Genomic DNA, 15,843 nt, shown 5'->3' with positions numbered 1-15,843 from the left:
GTCAGAGCCGGTACTCCCGGAGCAGACCACGGGAGATGATGGTCTTCTGGATCTCCGAGGTGCCCTCACCGATGAGCAGGAACGGGGCCTCCCGCATCAGGCGCTCGATCTCGTACTCCTTGGAGTAGCCATAGCCACCGTGGATACGGAACGCCTCCTGGACCACCTCGGCGCAGTACTCGGAGGCGAGTAGCTTGGCCATGCCGGCCTCGACATCGTTTCGTTGACCGGCGTCCTTCAGCCGGGCGGCGTTGACCATCAACGCGTGCGCAGCCTCGATCTTCGTTCCCATCTCGGCCAGCTTGAACGCGATGGCCTGGTGCTTGGCGAGCGGCTGGCCAAAGGTGCGGCGCTGCTGCGCGTACGCGGCGGCCAGCTCGAAGGCACGAATCGAGATGCCGCAGGCACGGGCCGCCACGTTCACCCGACCCACCTCGATCCCGTCCATCATCTGGTAGAAGCCACGACCGACCTGTTCGGCTCCGCCGAGCACCGCGGACTCGGGGACGGTCACGCCGTCGAGAACCATCTCGGTGGTCTCGACCCCCTTGTAGCCCATCTTGTCGATCTTTCCTGGGATGGTGAGGCCCGGAGCGGTCTCACCAAAGCCCGGCTCCTTCTCCAGCAGGAAGGTGCTCATGTTCCCGTACACCGAGTCGGCGCCGGTGTCGGTCTTGACCAGGGTGGCGACCACCGATGCGTACGCCCCGTTGGTCAGCCACATCTTCTGGCCGTTGAGGACGTAATTCGCACCGTCCCGGACCGCCCGTGAGGTGATCGCCGAGACGTCGGAGCCGCACTCCGGCTCGGACATCGAGAAGGCCCCGCGCACCTCGCCGGTCGCCATCTTCGGCAGCAACCGAGCCCGTTGGTCGGCCGAGCCGTGCTGAGAGATCAGGTACGCCACGATGAAGTGGGTGTTGACGATGCCGGAGATCGACATCCAGCCCCGGGACAACTCCTCGACCACCAACGCGTAGGTCAGCAGAGACTCCCCAAGACCGCCGTACTCCTCACCGATGGTCAGGCCGAAGAGTCCCATCTCGCGCATCCCGTCTAGGATGTCGGCCGGGTACTCGTCGGCGTGCTCCAACCGCTGGGCGTGCGGGATGATCTCCTTGTTCGCGAACTCCCGGACGGTTTCCAGAATCGACTGTTGCACGTCGGTCAGGCCGGGTGTCTGGGCGAGTCGAGCCATATCCGCCTCCGGGTCGTGGTGCTACTCGGGGGTAACCAAGTGCCCGGCTAGTATCAGCGGCGCGAGCGTTGCCGCCAAGGTGACCAGTCCCCGAACCGCTGTGAAAAGTTTCACCAGCCGGGGTAGCGTCCGGCCACAGGGAGCTCGGCAGGAGGAGAAAGTCGTGAGCCAGCCACCGTCCGGTCCACCGGATCCCGACCGGCCCGTGTCCCCGTGGGAACAGCCCGCCGCCGGCCCGGAGCCGCCCCCCTCGCACCGAGCCGACCCGGACCAGCCGCCGGAGCACGGTGCGGCGCAGGGCGGCCAGCCCCAGTGGGGGCAGCAGCAGTGGGAACAGCAACAACAGTGGGAGCAACAGCAACCACCGCAGTGGGAACAGCAACAGCAGCAATGGGGGCAGCAACAGCCGCAGTGGGGGCAGCAGCACCAGCTCTACGGCGCCTCCAAAAGCCCCGCAACGAACGTCCTGGCCGTCCTCTCCCTGGTCTTCGCCTTCGTGTTCGCACCTGCTGGCATCGTCCTCGGCCACCTGGCCCGCCGGCAGCTACGCACCAGTGGCGAGTCCGGTGGCCAACTCGCCACCGTGGGCCTGATCCTGAGCTACATCTTCACCGTGCTCGGCCTGCTGGCCTGCTGCGGAATCGTGTTTGCGGCCAGCGCCCCCATCCCCGGCAGCCCCAACAGTTACTGAGGCGGGGTGCCCCACGGGTCCCCGGGGGGCGTGCGCGGCGCCACGCCTTGGTGCCGACATGCAGCCCCGCCCACGCCCGCCCGAGCGCAACGGGTCAGCGGAACTGCGCTTCGCGCACGCTGTTGCCGCCGTCCACCACCAGCATTTGGCCGGTGATGTAGGAGGCAGCCGGCGAGCAGAGGAATGCGACGGACGCCGCCACCTCGTCCGGCGTACCCGGCCGCCCGACCGGGGTGCCCAGCCCTTGTTTGAGCTCGGCCATCGTTGACGCGGCGGTGTGGATGGTCCCCGGGGCCACCGCGTTGACGGTCACCCCGTCCGCGATCATCTCCATCGCCAACGCCCGGGTCAGCCCGACAACGCCAGCCTTGGCCGCCGCGTAGGCGGCCTCGGTCGGCAACGCGTTGACCGGGCCGGCGGTCGCCGCCAAGCTCACGATCCGGCCCCAACCCCGTTCGGCCATCCCGCCGATAAACGCGCGGCTGCACAGGAAGGCGGTGGTGAGGTTGCGATCGATCTCACCGCGCCACTCCTCATAGCTGAGCTGGGCGACCGGCCGCAGTACCTCCGGACTCGCCCGACTCGCCAAGCCGGCGTTGTTGACCAACACCTCCACGTCACCGAGTTGCTCGGTGACCGCATCTGCCAACGCACCGACCTCCGACTCGTCGGTCAGGTCAGCCACGAATCCGGTGACCCCCAGCTCGGCGGCGCGCTCGTGGATGCGGCGAGTGGTGGAGACGATGGCGACCCGCGCGCCCAGATCGGCGAGGCGACGCGCGGTCGCGTACCCGATACCGTCCGGGCTGCCGGCTCCGGTCACCAACGCCACCCTTCCGTCGAGCCGCATGGTGACCGGCTCCGGCAGGGGCACGTGCTCGTCCTGCCCGCTCTGCCCAACCGGGTCACCGCCCGTCGCTCGGCTACGGCGGGCCGCGCCGCGGCGACTCGCGTCTCGTCTCGGTCGGCTACCGGCTCTCGCGTCAATCGCCATGCCAGAATCCTGCCCGTTTGCCCCGGGTCGATCAACGCGGCGCGGTGGCGGTTTCCCCGAATTTCCTTTGGCTGACTACCCTGACAACCCACCATCACCCTGTGGGAGAGCAGACCAAGGCCATGACCTATCCCCCCTCCGCCGGCGACTGGCAGGACCCGGCTCGACCGCTTACCGGAGTGCCGGACGACAGTCAACAGCACGCCAATCCGGGGCAGCAACCCATTCCTTCCGCCCCGACGAGCAGCCAACCCGGGCCCGGCCAGCCCACCGAGGGCGTTCCCTACCCCCCGACCGGCCCGTACCCGGGCGCCTACCCGGCGGGCGGCTACCCGCAGCCGACGTACCCGGGCTACGGCTACCCGCAGCCGAAGACGAACGGTCTGGCCACCGTCGCCCTGGTGTTGTCACTGGTCGGTATCGTGTTCTTCCTCACCGCGCCGGCTGGGGCGATCCTCGGCCACGTCGCCCAGAAGCAGATCCGGGAAACCGGCGAGGGCGGCGACGGTGTGGCGAAGGCCGCGATCATCAGCGGCTGGATCCTGACCGGCCTGGCGGCACTCGTCGCCGTCTTCTACGTGGTGGTGTTCGTCGTGACGGTGTTCGTCCTTGTCGCCGCTGCCGAAACCACGAGCACCGTCTGACTACTGCGCCGGCGGGGTGAAGGAAGAGGTACGAACCATCCCGGCCGCTCGGCCCTTCGCTGCGATCACCAACGCCATCTTGCGCGACGCCTCGTCAATCATCTCGTCACCGAGCATCACGGCGCCGAGCTTCCCGCCGGCCTCCGAGGTGTAGTGCTGGTAGGCGTCGAGGATCAACTCGGCGTGGTCGTAGTCGTCCTGGGCCGGCGAGTAGACCTCGTTCGCGGCCTCCAGCTGACCTGGGTGCAGCACCCACTTCCCGTCGAAGCCGAGCGCGGCGGACCGCTTGGCCACGTCGCGGAACCCGTCAACATCCCGGATCTGCAGAAACGGGCCGTCGATCGCCTGCTTGTCATGCATCCGGGCGGCCATCAGGATGCGCATCAGAATGTAGTGGTAGGGATCGCCCGGGTAGTCCGGAATCAGCGCCCCGACCGTCAGCGACCTCATGTTGATCGATGCCATGAAGTCGGCGGGGCCGAAGATGATGGTCTCCACCCGGGACGACGCCGCGGCGATCGCGTCCACGTTCACCAGGCCGGCCGCGTTCTCGATCTGCGCCTCGATGCCGATCCGCCCAACCTGGAGACCGAGTGTCTTCTCCACCTGGGTGAGAGTGAGATCCAACCACTGCACCTGGCCGGCGTCCTGCACCTTCGGCAGCATGATGCAGTCGAGGTTGGCGCCGGCGCCCTCGACAACATCGATAACGTCCCGGTAGGTCCATGGGGTGGTCAGGTCGTTCACCCGGACCACCCGGGTCTTGCCGGTCCAGTCACCCTCGTTGAGGGCGGCGATGATGTTCTTCCGCGCGTCCGGCTTCGCGAGCGGGGCGACCGCGTCCTCAAGATCGAGGAAGACCTGGTCGGCGGGGAGGCCCTGCGCCTTACCCAACATTTTGACGCTGGAACCCGGTACCGCGAGGCAGGACCGACGGGGGCGACCGACTGCGGTCATGAATGCGCTCCTTCCAGCGTCCGGCGACAGGCCGGCGCCACCTCGAACATGCAGACGTATGTGGACCTGGCGATCCAAACAGGCGGCCTAACGTTCCCAAAGTACGTGGGGACGTCACGGTAACCTCGTGCCGTGACTGGGGTGAACGGACCTGTGGAAGATCTCACTGGGCGTCGGCTGACGGTGCTGACCGGAGCTACCTCCGGCATCGGCCTCGCCGCCGCAATCGAGCTGGCCTGCCGCGGCGACCAGGTGGTACTCGTCGGGCGTGACTCGGCCCGCCTCCACGCCGCCGCCGAGCAGGTCCGGGAGGCCGCCGGCGAGCTGCCGGAGGTGTTCCGCGCGGACTTCGCCGTCCTCGACGATGTCCGCGCCCTGGCGGAGCGGCTGCGCGCCGCATACGACCGGATCGACGTGCTGGCCAACAACGCTGGGGCGATCGTGCTCGAGCCGACCACCACCGTTGACGGCTACGAGCTGTCGATTCAGACCAACCATCTCGCGCCGTTCCTGTTGACCAACCTCCTGCGGGATCGACTCGGCCGGGTCGTGGTGACCGCGTCCACCGCCCACCGCAGTGGGTCGCTGAACCCGAACGACCTCAACCAGCCGCTGCACCGGTACCGCGCGATGAGCGTCTACGGCACCAGCAAACAAGCGAACATCCTGTTCACCACGGAGGCAGCCCGACGCTGGCGGGACCTTCCGACGTACTGCTTCCACCCGGGCGTGGTGCGGACCCGGTTCGGTGGTGACAGCCGGTTGATCACTTTCGCCATGCGCCTGTTGCCGGCCCGCAGCGCGGAAAAGGGGGCCGAGACCCTGGTCTGGCTCGCCAGCCAGGCCCCGGAACGGCTGCACAGCGGCGGGTACTACCAGGATCTCCGGCTCCGCCAACCAGCCCAGAAGGCAACTGATCCGCAGTTGGCTGCTCAGCTCTGGGAAGCCAGCGCGAAGGCGGTCGGCATCGACGGGAACCCGGGATCCGGGACGGGTCACGCGTGATGGCTCCGCGCGCTGCCGCGGATCACCACCGCGACGCCCACCAGCAGCAACGCCAGGCCCGGCAACGCTGACGGCTGCGGCAGCTGGCCCAGCCAGACCCAGCCAATCAGCGCCGCACCCGGCGCCTCCAACAAGATCAGCATACTGACCGTGGTGGCCGAGACCCGACGCAGCGCGTAGGTGAACATCGAATGACCAAGCAGCTGGGCACCGGCCACCAGGGCCAGCACCGCGAGCCAGGTACGGGTGTCGAAGCCGGACAGCTGCACCCCACCGACCCAGCAGACCAGGAACAGGACCAGAGCGCAGACGCCGTAGCAGACGGTGGTGTACGTGGTGGTGCTGACCGTTCGGCGAGCCTGCTCACCCAGGGCCGTGTAGACCGCGGCGAACATTCCGCCGAGAATCGCGAGCAGGTCGCCGAGGAACGCCGGCCCGGAGAGCGCGAAGTCGGCACCGGTGGCCAGTGCCGCGCCGGCGACCGCCACGCCGACGCCGGCCCACACCGCCCTCGACAGTCGCCGACCCTGGGCCTGCGCGATCAGCCCCTGCCAGACGGGTTGGGTGGCGACCAGGGCGGTGGCCGCCGCCACCGTGGTGAGCTTGGCGCTCGGCATCCAGGTGGCGAAGTGGGCGGCGAGCGCGACACCGGAGAAGACGCAGTACCGGCCCGCGCGTCGTCCGGCCGGAGCGGCCAACGCCCGCAGCTCTTCCCGCCGAAGGAGCAGGGTGGCCGGACCGAGCACCGCGGTCGAGAGCAGGTTGCGCCAGAACGCCATCGCCAGGGCCGGTGCGGCGGCGAAGGCCACCAACGGCGCGGAGGACGATACGGCGAGCACGGCGAGGGCGAGCGCACCGACGGTGAGCGGCTCCGGTGGCAGCCGGGACGGCAGGGCGGGCACGAAGAGCAATAGTCACACGGATCCGAAGCCGGCTCGATCAGCCTTCGATTACGATCGTCCGCGACTCACCGCCAACCCCTCACCGCCGAAAGGCCCCCATGCCCAGGTTCCAGGCGGTGCTCTTCGACTTCTACGGCACGCTGACCTGCGCCGTACAGCGCGGCAGCGCCCACGGTACGACGGCTGAGCTGCTCGGCTGCCCGCCGGAGGTGTTCGTCAACGTCCTCAACCGCACGTACTACCAGCGCGCCACCGGCGCGCTGGGCACCGCCGAGGCCACCCTGCGCTGGGTCTGTGCGCAGGCCGGCGTTCGACCCTCGGCGGAGGCGCTCCGGTCGGCGGTGATCGCCCGGTTCCGTGCCATCCGCGCGGACACCCGCCTTCGCGCCGAGGCGGTACCAACCCTCGCCGCGCTGCGCCAGCGTGGGCTCCGGATCGGGTTGGTCAGTGACTGCACCCATGAACTGCCCGCACTCCTGCCGCAGTTGCCGATCAACCCGCTCCTCGACGTCCGCGTCCTCTCGGTCCAGTTCGGGCGCTGCAAGCCGGACCCGGAGCTGTACCGGGCCGCCTGCCGGCGTCTGGGCCTGGCGCCCGCCACCTGCCTGTACGTGGGGGACGGGGGTAGTCAGGAACTGACCGGGGCGGAGCGGGCCGGGCTGCGCGCGGTACGCCTGGCGGCCCCGGACCTCGCCGGTCACCTGACCTTCAACCCGGACACCGGCTGGACCGGGCCGGAGTTGGCCTCCCTGGCCGACGTGGTTGACCTGATCGACCGGGCCGACGCCTGGTCGCCGGGGGCTACCGGCCCCGCTGCACACCACCAGCCGGCGGAGGTCAGCGTCGGCTGAGGTCAGCGCCGTCGGACGCGGTGCAGCCGGAACGGCTTACGAGCGGCCCGAACCACCGCCGCCGGGCGGGGTGGCTGGGCCAGCGAAGCGGTGGGAAGTGCCGAGCCAGCCAGCGGATCACCGGCGGGAACGAGGCGGTTGAGCGCGCAACCGGCCGTCGCCCAGCGGGCCACCAGGTCGGCAGCCGAACCTGGTGCGTTCAACCGCTTCGCCGCAACCAACGGCGCGCTGGTCTCCCAGTCTTCGGTGCCGGGCAGCAACCGGGTCACCTCCGCCGGCCAGGTGACGATCCGGCCGCCGTGATCGCCCCGCAGCGTGACCTCCGCCCGCCGCGCATCGGCGAGCCCGGGAGCGGACTGCTCCTCCGGGCCGCTGACCACGAGGAGCGCACCCGCCAGGGGCACACACCAGAGCGCGGACGCCGGGCCGTCGGCGACGCCGACCCAGGCGATGGCCGCCTTCTTCAGCGCCTCGTCAACCAGAAGGTTGCTGCGTCGTACCGCGTCACTCACCCCCGCATCCTCCCGCACCCATCGCCGGTCCGCACCCACGGTCGGGGGTTGACGCGGCTCCGGTTCGCCGCCGCGGCAGCGAAACACGTCCGCGCCCCTCAGCCAACGAACGGCGGGACCACAATCTCGCCCCGGGCCACCGGTGCCACCCGGCCGGCGACGGTAGCGCCGAGGGCAGCCCCGTCGGCCGCGGTTACCGTGCAGGCCAGCGCGGATGGTCGGTTGATCTCACTGCCCTGGCGAACGGCGTAGCTGCTTCGGCCCGCGCCAGGTAGCAATCCACTGGCCACCAACCACACCCCCAGCCCCAGGGCGGCCGACCCAGTCGCCGGATCCTCCGGCACACCCAGCCCGGGGACGAAGACCCGGATGTGTGCGGTCCGCGACTCGGCATCCCAGGAGAAGACCGCGACGTGCTCCACTCCGTACCGCTGCGCTGCCCCCGGATTCAGCTGGGCGCGAGGCACCGCGTGCGGATGCACCGGCAGGTACGGAAACTCCAGCCCGCAGCCGGCCACCCGGGGCGCCGGCCCGGCCTGGTCAAAGCCGGTGAGGCCGACCAGCTCCAGCAGCGGCCCCGGATCCAGTTCGGGGCCGAGCGTCGGCGTACCTCCGGTCAGCGTCGCGCCGGTCGCGGTCACCTCGATCGGCAGCACACCCGCGCCGCACTCCTGCCGCACCGAGCCGGCGGCGAAGAGACCACGCCGGCTGGCGGCGACCGCCGCGCCGACACTCGGATGACCGGCGAAGGGCAACTCGTCAACCGGGGTGAAGATCCGCGCCCGATAGGTGGCGTCGGCCCGGGTTGGTGGGAGCACGAACACCGTCTCGGAGAGGTTGAACTCCACCGCGAGCGCCTGCATCTGCTCCGTAGCCAACCCGTGGGCACCGAAGACCACCGCCAGCGGATTACCGGCGAAGGGGCGATCGGTGAAGACGTCCACGATCTCGTAATCCAGGGTCGACATGTTGATAGACAGTAGGCGCTTAGGCTGGTCTGCGTGAGTACGCCGACCCGGGTCTACATCGCCCGGCTCGCCGGCGTCGCCGTCTACGACCCCAACGGTGACCAGGTGGGCCGGGTCCGCGACGCGGTAGCTCGGCTACGGGCCACGAAGCACCCGCCGGAGGTGGTCGGCCTGGTCGCCGAGATGCCGATGCGGCGGCGGATCTTTCTCTCGATCAACCGGATCACCTCGATCGATTCGGATGCCGTGGTACTCGGCACCGGCACCCTCAACCTGCGCCGTTTCGAGAAGCGCCCGAACGAGCTGCTGGTCCTCCAGGAGCTGCTCGACCGACGGGTGCAGATCCACCCGGACGGGTTGGCCGGGGTCGTGGTGGATGTCGCCATGGAGGCGACCCGCGACGAGTGGACGTTGACCCGGGTCGCCGTCCGCGAGCACACCGGCCGACTCACCCGTCGGGGCAACCTGCGCCAGATCGAGTGGGACCGGGTCCGCGGGTTGAGCGGGATCGCCGACAACCGGGGGACCGCCAACCTGCTGGCGGTCCTGGAGGAGATGCGCCCCGCGGACCTGGCGAACGCCCTGCAGGACCTGCCCGACGAACGGCGCAACGAGATCGCCGCCGCCTTCGACGACGAACGGCTGGCCAACGTACTCAGCGAGTTGCCGGAGCACGACCAGGTGGAGGTCCTGGCCGCACTGGACCGAGAGCGCGCCGCGGACGTGCTCGAGCAGATGGACCCGGACGACGCCGCCGACCTGCTCGGCGCGCTACCACCGCCGGAGCAGGATGTCCTGCTCGACCTGATGGAGCCGGACGAGGCCGATCCCGTACGCCAGCTCCTCAAGTACACGCCGGGCACGGCCGGCTCGGTGATGACCTCCGAACCGGTGATTCTGCCCCCGGACGCCACCGTTGCCGAGGCACTGGCCCGAATCCGCGAACCCCAACTCTCCCCCGCCGTGGCGGCCCAGGTCTTCGTCACCCGGGCGCCGATGACCACACCGACCGGCCGCTACCTCGGCATCGTGCACTTCCAACGGCTGCTGCGGGAACCGCCGGCCGACCTGTTGGGCGGGGTGGTGGTCAACGACATCGACCCGCTGCGGCCGGTCACTCCGCTACCTGAGATCACCCGCCGGATGGCCACCTACGACCTGGTCGCCATGCCGGTGATCGACCGCAGCAGCCGCCTGGTGGGCGCGGTCACCGTGGACGACGTACTGGACCACCTGCTGCCTCGGGACTGGCGGGACCGGGACGCGCGGCCGCCCGCCCCGGTCGGCACCGCCGAGCCGTCGGACGGTGCGGATGGTTGAGCGGCGGCGGCCGGAACGGCTGGACCAGCCACGCGAGGTCCGGCGCGTCCAGCTGCCCCGGTTCGACCCGGAGGCCTTCGGCCGATGGTCGGAGGCGATCGCCCGGAGGATGGGCACCGCCCACTTCATCGTCTACATGACGGTGGTGATCGCCACCTGGTTCATCTGGAACACGCTCGCCCCCGCGCATCTTCGGTTCGACCCGTACACCTTCACGTTCCTGACCCTGATGTTGTCGTTGCAGGCGAGCTACGCGGCGCCGCTGATCCTGCTCGCCCAGAACCGCCAGGCGGACCGGGACCGGCTGGCGCTGGAGGAGGACCGGCGTCGGGCGACCGCCCAGAAGGCCGACACCGAGTACCTGGCCCGGGAGATCGCCGCGCTCCGGAACGCGATGGGTGAGGTCGCCACCCGCGACTTTCTCCGCTCCGAGCTGGCCTGGCTCGCCGAGGAGCTGGACGACGCCGCCCAACGCCGGTTACGCCGGCAACACCGGGCCCCGGGGTGGCCGGTTGACGGGAGCAGCCTCGACGAACCCCGAGATGAGGTGGAGACCGACCCGGCCGGCGACGGCCGCACCGGCGCCGGGAACAGGTGACCGACGCCGCTGCCACCCAGGGCGGCGTCACATCGCCGCCGACGTAGCATTGCCGTCATGTCTGCACCCGCCAATACCGTCTCCGACGCGATTCAGGCCGCCCTGGCCACTGTCAACGACCCGGAGATCCGCCGTCCCATCACGGAGTTGGGCATGGTCCGCTCCGCGGCGATCGGCGACGACGGCGTGGTTCAGGTTGAGCTGCTACTCACCGTCGCCGGCTGCCCGCTGAAGGAGAAGCTGCGCTCGGACATCACGGCCGCCGTGGGCGCGGTGCCGGGGGTGACGGGGGTGGAGATCGAGTTCGGTGTGATGAGCCCCGAGCAGCGCAAGGAACTCCAGACCAAGCTCCGCGGCGGCGGCACCGACCAGGAGCCGGTGATTCCGTTCGCCCAGCCCGGCTCCCGCACCCGGGTGTACGCGGTGGCCAGCGGCAAGGGCGGCGTCGGCAAGTCCAGCGTGACGGTCAACCTGGCGGCGGCGCTGGCCGCCCGGGGACTCTCCGTCGGCGTGGTTGACGCGGACATCTACGGCCACTCGGTGCCACGGATGCTCGGGGCCGAGGGGCGACCCACCCGGATCGAGGACATGATCATGCCGCCCGAGTCGCACGGCGTGAAGGTCATCTCGATCGGGATGTTCACCCCCGGCAACGCCGCCGTGGTGTGGCGCGGCCCGATGCTGCACCGGGCCCTACAGCAGTTCCTCGCCGACGTGTACTGGGGCGACCTGGACGTGCTCCTGCTGGACCTGCCCCCGGGCACCGGAGACGTGGCGATCTCGCTGGCCCAGCTGCTGCCCAATGCCGAGATCCTGGTGGTCACCACGCCGCAGACCGCCGCCGCCGAGGTGGCGGAGCGGGCCGGCGCGATCGCGTTGCAGACCCACCAGCGGGTGGTCGGTGTGATCGAGAACATGTCGTGGCTGGAGCTGCCGGACGGCACCCGGATGGAGGTCTTCGGGGCCGGCGGCGGCCAGACGGTCGCCGACTCGTTGACGAAGGCCGTTGGTGCGCAGGTGCCGCTGCTCGGTCAGATCCCGCTCGACACCCGGGTCCGCGAGGCCGGCGACGAGGGCAACCCGGTCGTGCTCGCCGAGCCGACCTCCCCCGCCGCCGCGGCGCTGGAACAGGTCGCCGACCGGCTCGCGGTACGACGCGAGTCGCTGCTCGGCAAACCGCTGGGCCTCAAGCCGGCCGGCAGCTAGCTCAACCTGGTCGAGCGGTAGCTCGCCAACCGGTCAGGTCACGCTGGGCGCCGCTCGGCAACCCTCCCCCGGGTCCCTTGCCGGGCGGCTGGCCGGTCAGGTGGTCAGACGGGCCCGCAGGTCGCTGACCTCGGCCGCGGTCAGACCGTTCTCGAGGAGGTAGTCGGGCATCGTCAGGGTGGCGACCGTCGAGCTCAGCGATGCCTCGATGGTGGTGTTCCGAGTCGCCAGGAACTCGGTCACCTTTCCGAGTTGGTCGGGAACGCCGAGCTCGGCGTAGCGCTGCCGCATCCGCTCGAAGGAGAGCAGGTAGTCGGCGACGATCTCCGCCGGCGTCGCCTCCGCCAAGGTCAGCAACACCAGCGCGAGCAGCCCGGTCCGGTCCTTGCCGCCGGAGCAGTGAAACAGCACACAGCCCGGCGCGGCGGTGCTGATCGCCCGGACCGCGGCGGTCACCCGCTCCGACTGCTCGGCCAGCATCGCCGGGTAGTACAGCGGTGAGGCCAAGTTGTCGATCTTCTCCCAGTGCGCATAGAAGGGTGTGCCGACCGGTTCGAGCGGCACCCGCACCGTCGTCATCTCCGCTGGTCTGGGTGCGCTGTCCTGCCCGTACTCGTCGGCGTTACGCAGGTCGACAACCGTACGAACGCCATGGGCCCAGGCGGCCGCCCACCCCGCCGCGCTGAGGCGGTTCGGCTCCTCCATCCGGACCACGGCACCCGGTCGCACCCGCCCGAGCCCGCCCAAATCACGAACGTTGACACATCCGTCCCAGGAGAGCTCCCGGCCCCGCGCCACCGCCGTGTCATCGCCGCCGGCACCGCCGAGCGGCATCGGTCCACAGTCGATACTGGCCATGCCACGGCACCCTAGTTCGGCCCGGCAACCAAGCCCCGGCGAGAGGTTCCTCAGGTCCCGCCGCCAGCCAGGTCGCGCCGCCGCTACTGGCCGCGTTGTCGGTCAGGTCGCGTCGTCGTAGCTGATCCGAGGAGTGGGCGCGGGCGAGGCACCGCCGGTCGCCGGGGTCGGGCGGCTGGCTGGGCGGCTTGCCGGGTCAACGGCGGTGGCGACGTCCTTCAGGTCCTCGTGCACGCTGGTGACGTCGGCCCGCAGGTTGTCGTAGACCCCCTGCAACGGCTTCCGAATCGCCGCCTCATCCTCCTCGCTGAGCAGGTGCTTGCGAACGAACGCCTTCGGATGCAGGTCCTGGAGCTGGATGTCGGTGCCCAGTTCCCGACTCAGGTCAGTGGTGGCGTTGGTCGCCATCCGGCGCAGGTTACGCACCATCCGCAAACCATCGCTGATGACCGCGGGCAGCCGGTCACCGAAGATCAGCAGCGCCAGGAGCAGCAGCGCACCGATCTCCCACCAGTTCAGGTTGTCGAACACCGCACGATCCTCCCTTCGGCCTCAGCGCAAGCCTACGCACGTCACAGGCTAGCTCGGCAGGGGGCCGAGCGGCTCACTTCACATCCGCGGCCAGGGTCACCGAGGCGTTCCGCCGCGACGTGCCACGCCGGTACTCCACCACCACCACGGACCCGGGTGCGAACTTGCGGACCAGGGCGATCAGGTCGGTCGGCTCATTCGTCGGCCGCCCATTGAGCGTGACAATCACGTCATCTGCCCGCAGCCCGGCGCCGGCCGCCGGACCGGAGGGCTCCACCGAGACCAGCCGCACCCCCGCCCCGACACCCACACCCCCGCCGCCCACCTGGGCGCCGATCACCGTACGACGGGCCTTGCCGGTGCCGATGATGTCCTGGGTGATCCGCTTGGCCTGGTTGATCGGAATCGCGAAGGCCAGCCCGATGTTGCCGGCCTCCTGCCCCTCGGCGACCAGCGACTTGATCGTGGAGTTGACCCCGATCACTCGTCCGGCGCCGTCCACCAGGGGGCCGCCGGAGTTGCCGTGGTTGACCGCCGCGTCGGTCTGGATCGCCGCGTAGTAGCGGGTGGGGCCGCCCGGCTCGCCCGCCTGCATCGTCCGGTCGAGGGCGCTGATGATGCCGGCGGTGACCGTGTTGGCCAGGGAGAGCGGCGACCCGATGGCCAGCACCGGATCGCCGACCGCGAGCGACTCCGAGTCACCGAACGCCACCGGACGGAGCCCCTCCTTCGTAACCTTGATGACCGCGATGTCGGACTCCGGATCCTGGCCGACGAGCGTGGCCGGAGCGGAGCTCCCGTCATTGAAGATCACTGTGGCCGGCCCGGTCGCCTCCGCCACCACATGATCGTTGGTAATCACATAGCCGTCGGTGGTGGCGATGAAGCCGGAACCCTCACTCATCCCGTCGGGACCCGCCACCCGAACCGTGACCACGCTCGGCAGCACCCGCTCGGCCACCCCGGCGAGCGACTCCGGCCTACGCTGGGCCAGCTCCGGCGGCTGGATCGGGGCGCCACCGAGGACCGGGGTGGTACCGCCCCGGATCGCGAACGCGTAGCCGAGCGCGCCGCCCAGCGCCCCGGCGAGCAGAGCGGTGACCAACGGAATGATCAACAGGTGTCGCAGTGTGGGACGGGCCGACGAATCCGGGTCGGTGACCGGTTCCGGCTCGGTGCCGGGAACCGGTGCGGCGGGCACAACCACCGCCGCCGGTGCCATCGGATCCCGCCACGGGTCGGCCAACGCGTCAGACCACCAAGGCGAACCTGGGCCGCCCGGCGGAGGAGAGGCCGACGACGAGCCCGCCGCTGTGGCGCCCGTCCCGGGCTGGCGCCAGTCCCAGCCGTCGGTCACGTCGCTGCCTCCCACTCGTCCCGGGGTCCATCCGCGCCAACCACACTCGACCGGTCGCACTCGTTCGAACACCGCTTCCAGGATTGCACGGAAGCCACGGGTGGAGTCACGGTTGCCCACCGTGATCGTCGATGTCGGGATGCGCGGCTGCGCCCCGTGCACATCGCCTCTAGGCTCACAGTGCCCCACTCACCCCTGAAGGGCGTGTTCCGATCATGCTGCCGCAGCACCCGGAGCCCGCTCCGACCCAGACGCCGTCCGGAGGTGCCCCATCGCCACGGTCGCCAATTCCGGCTCTTCGGCCCAGGCTCTGCAGCTCGCCGAGTCGTACGTGACCGAGGATCTCGTACTGCGCACCGCCCGCGCGCTCGCCCACGAGGTCGGCCTCGAGCCGGTGACCCCCGGTGCGGGTGCGGCCCTGCGGCTGCTGGCCGCCGCCGGCAACGCCCGCGCGGTGGTGGAGATCGGCACCGGCACCGGCGTCAGCGGTGTCTGGCTGCTGCGCGGCATGCGCCCCGACGGGGTGCTGACCACGATCGACGGTGAGATCGAGCATCAGCGCATCGCCCGCCGGATCTTCACCGAGGCCGGTTTCACCTCCGGCCGGAGCCGGATCATTACCGGTCGCGCGCTGGACGTGCTGCCACGCCTCGCCGACGGTGCGTACGACCTGGTGTTCGTTGACACCGAGGCGACTGGCTTCGCCGCCTGTGTGGAGGCCGCCCACCGGTTGCTCCGACCGGGCGGAGTGCTCGCCCTCAACGGTGCCCTGGCCGACGGCCGGATCGCCGACCCCGCCGCCCGGGACGTGGAGACGGTGACCACCCGGGAGACGATCAAGGCGATCCGGGAGTCCGAGTACTGGATTCCCGCCCTGCTCCCGGTCGGCCACGGCCTACTCACCGCGGTACGCGGCTAGTACTGCAACCCGATGTCGTGACTTACGGTGGTTCAAGTCGTTCGCGGTAATGACAGGCTCGGGCTTGTTCTTGGCGTCGGCGGCGGTAGTAGGACCAGTGCCATACGTGGGCGGCGGTATATGTGACGGTCAGGGTGAATCTGGCGAACAGGCGGCGGATTTCGTTGCTGGTCAGCGGGATCAGCTCACCGCCGTCTGCGCCGGAACCCCCTTTACGGACTCGACGACGCGGGTCACGACCAGGAACGCGGCGGCGGCCATGGCCAGGGTGATGTGGGCGTACCAGGCGTCGTAACGACGGACCTGGTACTGGTCCAGGCCGACCTCGTTCT

General features: G+C 70.2%; 17 protein-coding genes and 1 pseudogene. 8 read left to right on the top strand and 10 right to left on the bottom strand.

The genetic code is table 11. The features are described from left to right. Position 1: 1 nt before the first annotated feature. Positions 2-1,198 carry an acyl-CoA dehydrogenase family protein gene (locus tag K228_RS0102515; RefSeq protein ID WP_025616986.1) on the bottom strand — a complete coding sequence of 399 codons (1,197 nt, stop codon included), beginning with the start codon at positions 1,196-1,198 and terminating at the stop codon, positions 2-4. 163 nt (positions 1,199-1,361) lie between these two features. On the opposite strand from K228_RS0102515, the gene K228_RS0102510 reads away from it, so the two are divergent. Beyond that, complete coding sequence (locus tag K228_RS0102510) at positions 1,362-1,889, top strand: DUF4190 domain-containing protein (RefSeq protein ID WP_025616985.1); 528 nt, start codon at positions 1,362-1,364, stop codon at positions 1,887-1,889. Between the two features lie 94 nt (positions 1,890-1,983). On the opposite strand, the gene K228_RS0102505 is transcribed toward K228_RS0102510, so the two are convergent. Beyond that, the gene (locus K228_RS0102505; RefSeq protein ID WP_025616984.1) at positions 1,984-2,883 is read right to left on the bottom strand and encodes an SDR family NAD(P)-dependent oxidoreductase; all 900 of its coding nucleotides are present in this window, start codon (positions 2,881-2,883) and stop codon (positions 1,984-1,986) included. A 122-nt stretch (positions 2,884-3,005) separates the two neighbouring features. On the opposite strand from K228_RS0102505, the gene K228_RS0102500 reads away from it, so the two are divergent. Continuing rightward, the gene (locus K228_RS0102500) at positions 3,006-3,527 is read left to right on the top strand and encodes a DUF4190 domain-containing protein (protein WP_025616983.1); all 522 of its coding nucleotides are present in this window, start codon (positions 3,006-3,008) and stop codon (positions 3,525-3,527) included. Here the strand turns inward: K228_RS0102500 and K228_RS0102495 are convergent, their stop codons facing one another. Beyond that, positions 3,528-4,484, bottom strand: coding sequence for an HpcH/HpaI aldolase/citrate lyase family protein (locus tag K228_RS0102495; RefSeq protein WP_025616982.1), 957 nt, complete (start codon positions 4,482-4,484; stop codon positions 3,528-3,530). 153 nt (positions 4,485-4,637) lie between these two features. On the opposite strand from K228_RS0102495, the gene K228_RS0102490 reads away from it, so the two are divergent. Beyond that, the gene (locus tag K228_RS0102490) at positions 4,638-5,489 is read left to right on the top strand and encodes an SDR family NAD(P)-dependent oxidoreductase (protein WP_025616981.1); all 852 of its coding nucleotides are present in this window, start codon (positions 4,638-4,640) and stop codon (positions 5,487-5,489) included. On the opposite strand, the gene K228_RS0102485 is transcribed toward K228_RS0102490, so the two are convergent. Then, complete coding sequence (locus K228_RS0102485) at positions 5,480-6,391, bottom strand: DMT family transporter (protein ID WP_025616980.1); 912 nt, start codon at positions 6,389-6,391, stop codon at positions 5,480-5,482. The genes K228_RS0102490 and K228_RS0102485 overlap by 10 nt on opposite strands. A gap of 98 nt (positions 6,392-6,489) precedes the next feature. On the opposite strand from K228_RS0102485, the gene K228_RS0102480 reads away from it, so the two are divergent. Further along, complete coding sequence (locus K228_RS0102480) at positions 6,490-7,242, top strand: HAD family hydrolase (RefSeq protein WP_025616979.1); 753 nt, start codon at positions 6,490-6,492, stop codon at positions 7,240-7,242. Between the two features lie 2 nt (positions 7,243-7,244). On the opposite strand, the gene K228_RS29330 is transcribed toward K228_RS0102480, so the two are convergent. Together K228_RS29330 and K228_RS0102470 are read right to left on the bottom strand one after the other, a co-directional pair. Beyond that, the gene (locus K228_RS29330) at positions 7,245-7,754 is read right to left on the bottom strand and encodes a hypothetical protein (RefSeq protein WP_025616978.1); all 510 of its coding nucleotides are present in this window, start codon (positions 7,752-7,754) and stop codon (positions 7,245-7,247) included. Positions 7,755-7,852: 98 nt separating this feature from the next. Continuing rightward, positions 7,853-8,722, bottom strand: a complete 870-nt coding sequence (locus K228_RS0102470; protein WP_025616977.1) for a PhzF family phenazine biosynthesis protein — start codon at positions 8,720-8,722, stop codon at positions 7,853-7,855. 33 nt (positions 8,723-8,755) lie between these two features. Between K228_RS0102470 and K228_RS0102465 the strand changes: the two genes are divergently transcribed. The 3 genes from K228_RS0102465 to K228_RS0102455 are packed head-to-tail and all read left to right on the top strand — an operon-like array spanning position 8,756 to position 11,846. After that, positions 8,756-10,042, top strand: a complete 1,287-nt coding sequence (locus K228_RS0102465) for a magnesium transporter MgtE N-terminal domain-containing protein (protein ID WP_025616976.1) — start codon at positions 8,756-8,758, stop codon at positions 10,040-10,042. Continuing rightward, the gene (locus K228_RS0102460) at positions 10,035-10,640 is read left to right on the top strand and encodes a DUF1003 domain-containing protein (RefSeq protein ID WP_025616975.1); all 606 of its coding nucleotides are present in this window, start codon (positions 10,035-10,037) and stop codon (positions 10,638-10,640) included. Before K228_RS0102465 ends, K228_RS0102460 begins: the two co-directional genes overlap by 8 nt. 57 nt (positions 10,641-10,697) lie before the next feature. Next, positions 10,698-11,846 (top strand): Mrp/NBP35 family ATP-binding protein, encoded by a 1,149-nt coding sequence (locus K228_RS0102455; RefSeq protein ID WP_025616974.1) that lies wholly within the window; start codon positions 10,698-10,700, stop codon positions 11,844-11,846. A 96-nt stretch (positions 11,847-11,942) separates the two neighbouring features. Here the strand turns inward: K228_RS0102455 and K228_RS0102450 are convergent, their stop codons facing one another. The 3 genes from K228_RS0102450 to K228_RS0102440 form a co-directional block, all read right to left on the bottom strand. Continuing rightward, a complete protein-coding gene (locus tag K228_RS0102450; protein ID WP_025616973.1) occupies positions 11,943-12,704 on the bottom strand; it encodes a tyrosine-protein phosphatase in 762 nt (253 codons plus the stop codon). A 102-nt stretch (positions 12,705-12,806) separates the two neighbouring features. Further along, positions 12,807-13,235 (bottom strand): twin-arginine translocase TatA/TatE family subunit, encoded by a 429-nt coding sequence (locus K228_RS0102445; RefSeq protein ID WP_025616972.1) that lies wholly within the window; start codon positions 13,233-13,235, stop codon positions 12,807-12,809. Positions 13,236-13,308: 73 nt separating this feature from the next. After that, on the bottom strand, positions 13,309-14,592 hold the full coding sequence (locus K228_RS0102440; RefSeq protein ID WP_080671525.1) for a S1C family serine protease: 1,284 nt from the start codon (positions 14,590-14,592) through the stop codon (positions 13,309-13,311). A 331-nt stretch (positions 14,593-14,923) separates the two neighbouring features. On the opposite strand from K228_RS0102440, the gene K228_RS0102435 reads away from it, so the two are divergent. Next, positions 14,924-15,511: an O-methyltransferase gene (locus tag K228_RS0102435; RefSeq protein WP_025616970.1), complete on the top strand. Its 588-nt coding sequence runs from the start codon at positions 14,924-14,926 to the stop codon at positions 15,509-15,511. A 180-nt stretch (positions 15,512-15,691) separates the two neighbouring features. Here K228_RS0102435 and K228_RS28155 read toward each other — a convergent pair. Beyond that, positions 15,692-15,843: pseudogene (locus tag K228_RS28155) on the bottom strand (IS701 family transposase); the annotation flags it as partial.

Origin of the sequence: Salinispora cortesiana (assembly GCF_000484695.1) — a bacterium.
Lineage (GTDB): Bacteria > Actinomycetota > Actinomycetes > Mycobacteriales > Micromonosporaceae > Micromonospora > Micromonospora cortesiana.
This window is presented reverse-complemented; position numbering and strand designations above follow the sequence as displayed.

Coding starts and splice junctions, on each gene's coding strand:
- K228_RS0102515 (WP_025616986.1), bottom strand. CDS start 1,198: ATGGCTCGACTCGCCCAGACACCCGGCCTGACCGACGTGCAACAGTCG.
- K228_RS0102505 (WP_025616984.1), bottom strand. CDS start 2,883: ATGGCGATTGACGCGAGAGCCGGTAGCCGACCGAGACGAGACGCGAGT.
- K228_RS0102500 (WP_025616983.1), top strand. CDS start 3,006: ATGACCTATCCCCCCTCCGCCGGCGACTGGCAGGACCCGGCTCGACCG.
- K228_RS0102495 (WP_025616982.1), bottom strand. CDS start 4,484: ATGACCGCAGTCGGTCGCCCCCGTCGGTCCTGCCTCGCGGTACCGGGT.
- K228_RS0102480 (WP_025616979.1), top strand. CDS start 6,490: ATGCCCAGGTTCCAGGCGGTGCTCTTCGACTTCTACGGCACGCTGACC.
- K228_RS0102470 (WP_025616977.1), bottom strand. CDS start 8,722: ATGTCGACCCTGGATTACGAGATCGTGGACGTCTTCACCGATCGCCCC.
- K228_RS0102460 (WP_025616975.1), top strand. CDS start 10,035: ATGGTTGAGCGGCGGCGGCCGGAACGGCTGGACCAGCCACGCGAGGTC.
- K228_RS0102455 (WP_025616974.1), top strand. CDS start 10,698: ATGTCTGCACCCGCCAATACCGTCTCCGACGCGATTCAGGCCGCCCTG.
- K228_RS0102450 (WP_025616973.1), bottom strand. CDS start 12,704: ATGGCCAGTATCGACTGTGGACCGATGCCGCTCGGCGGTGCCGGCGGC.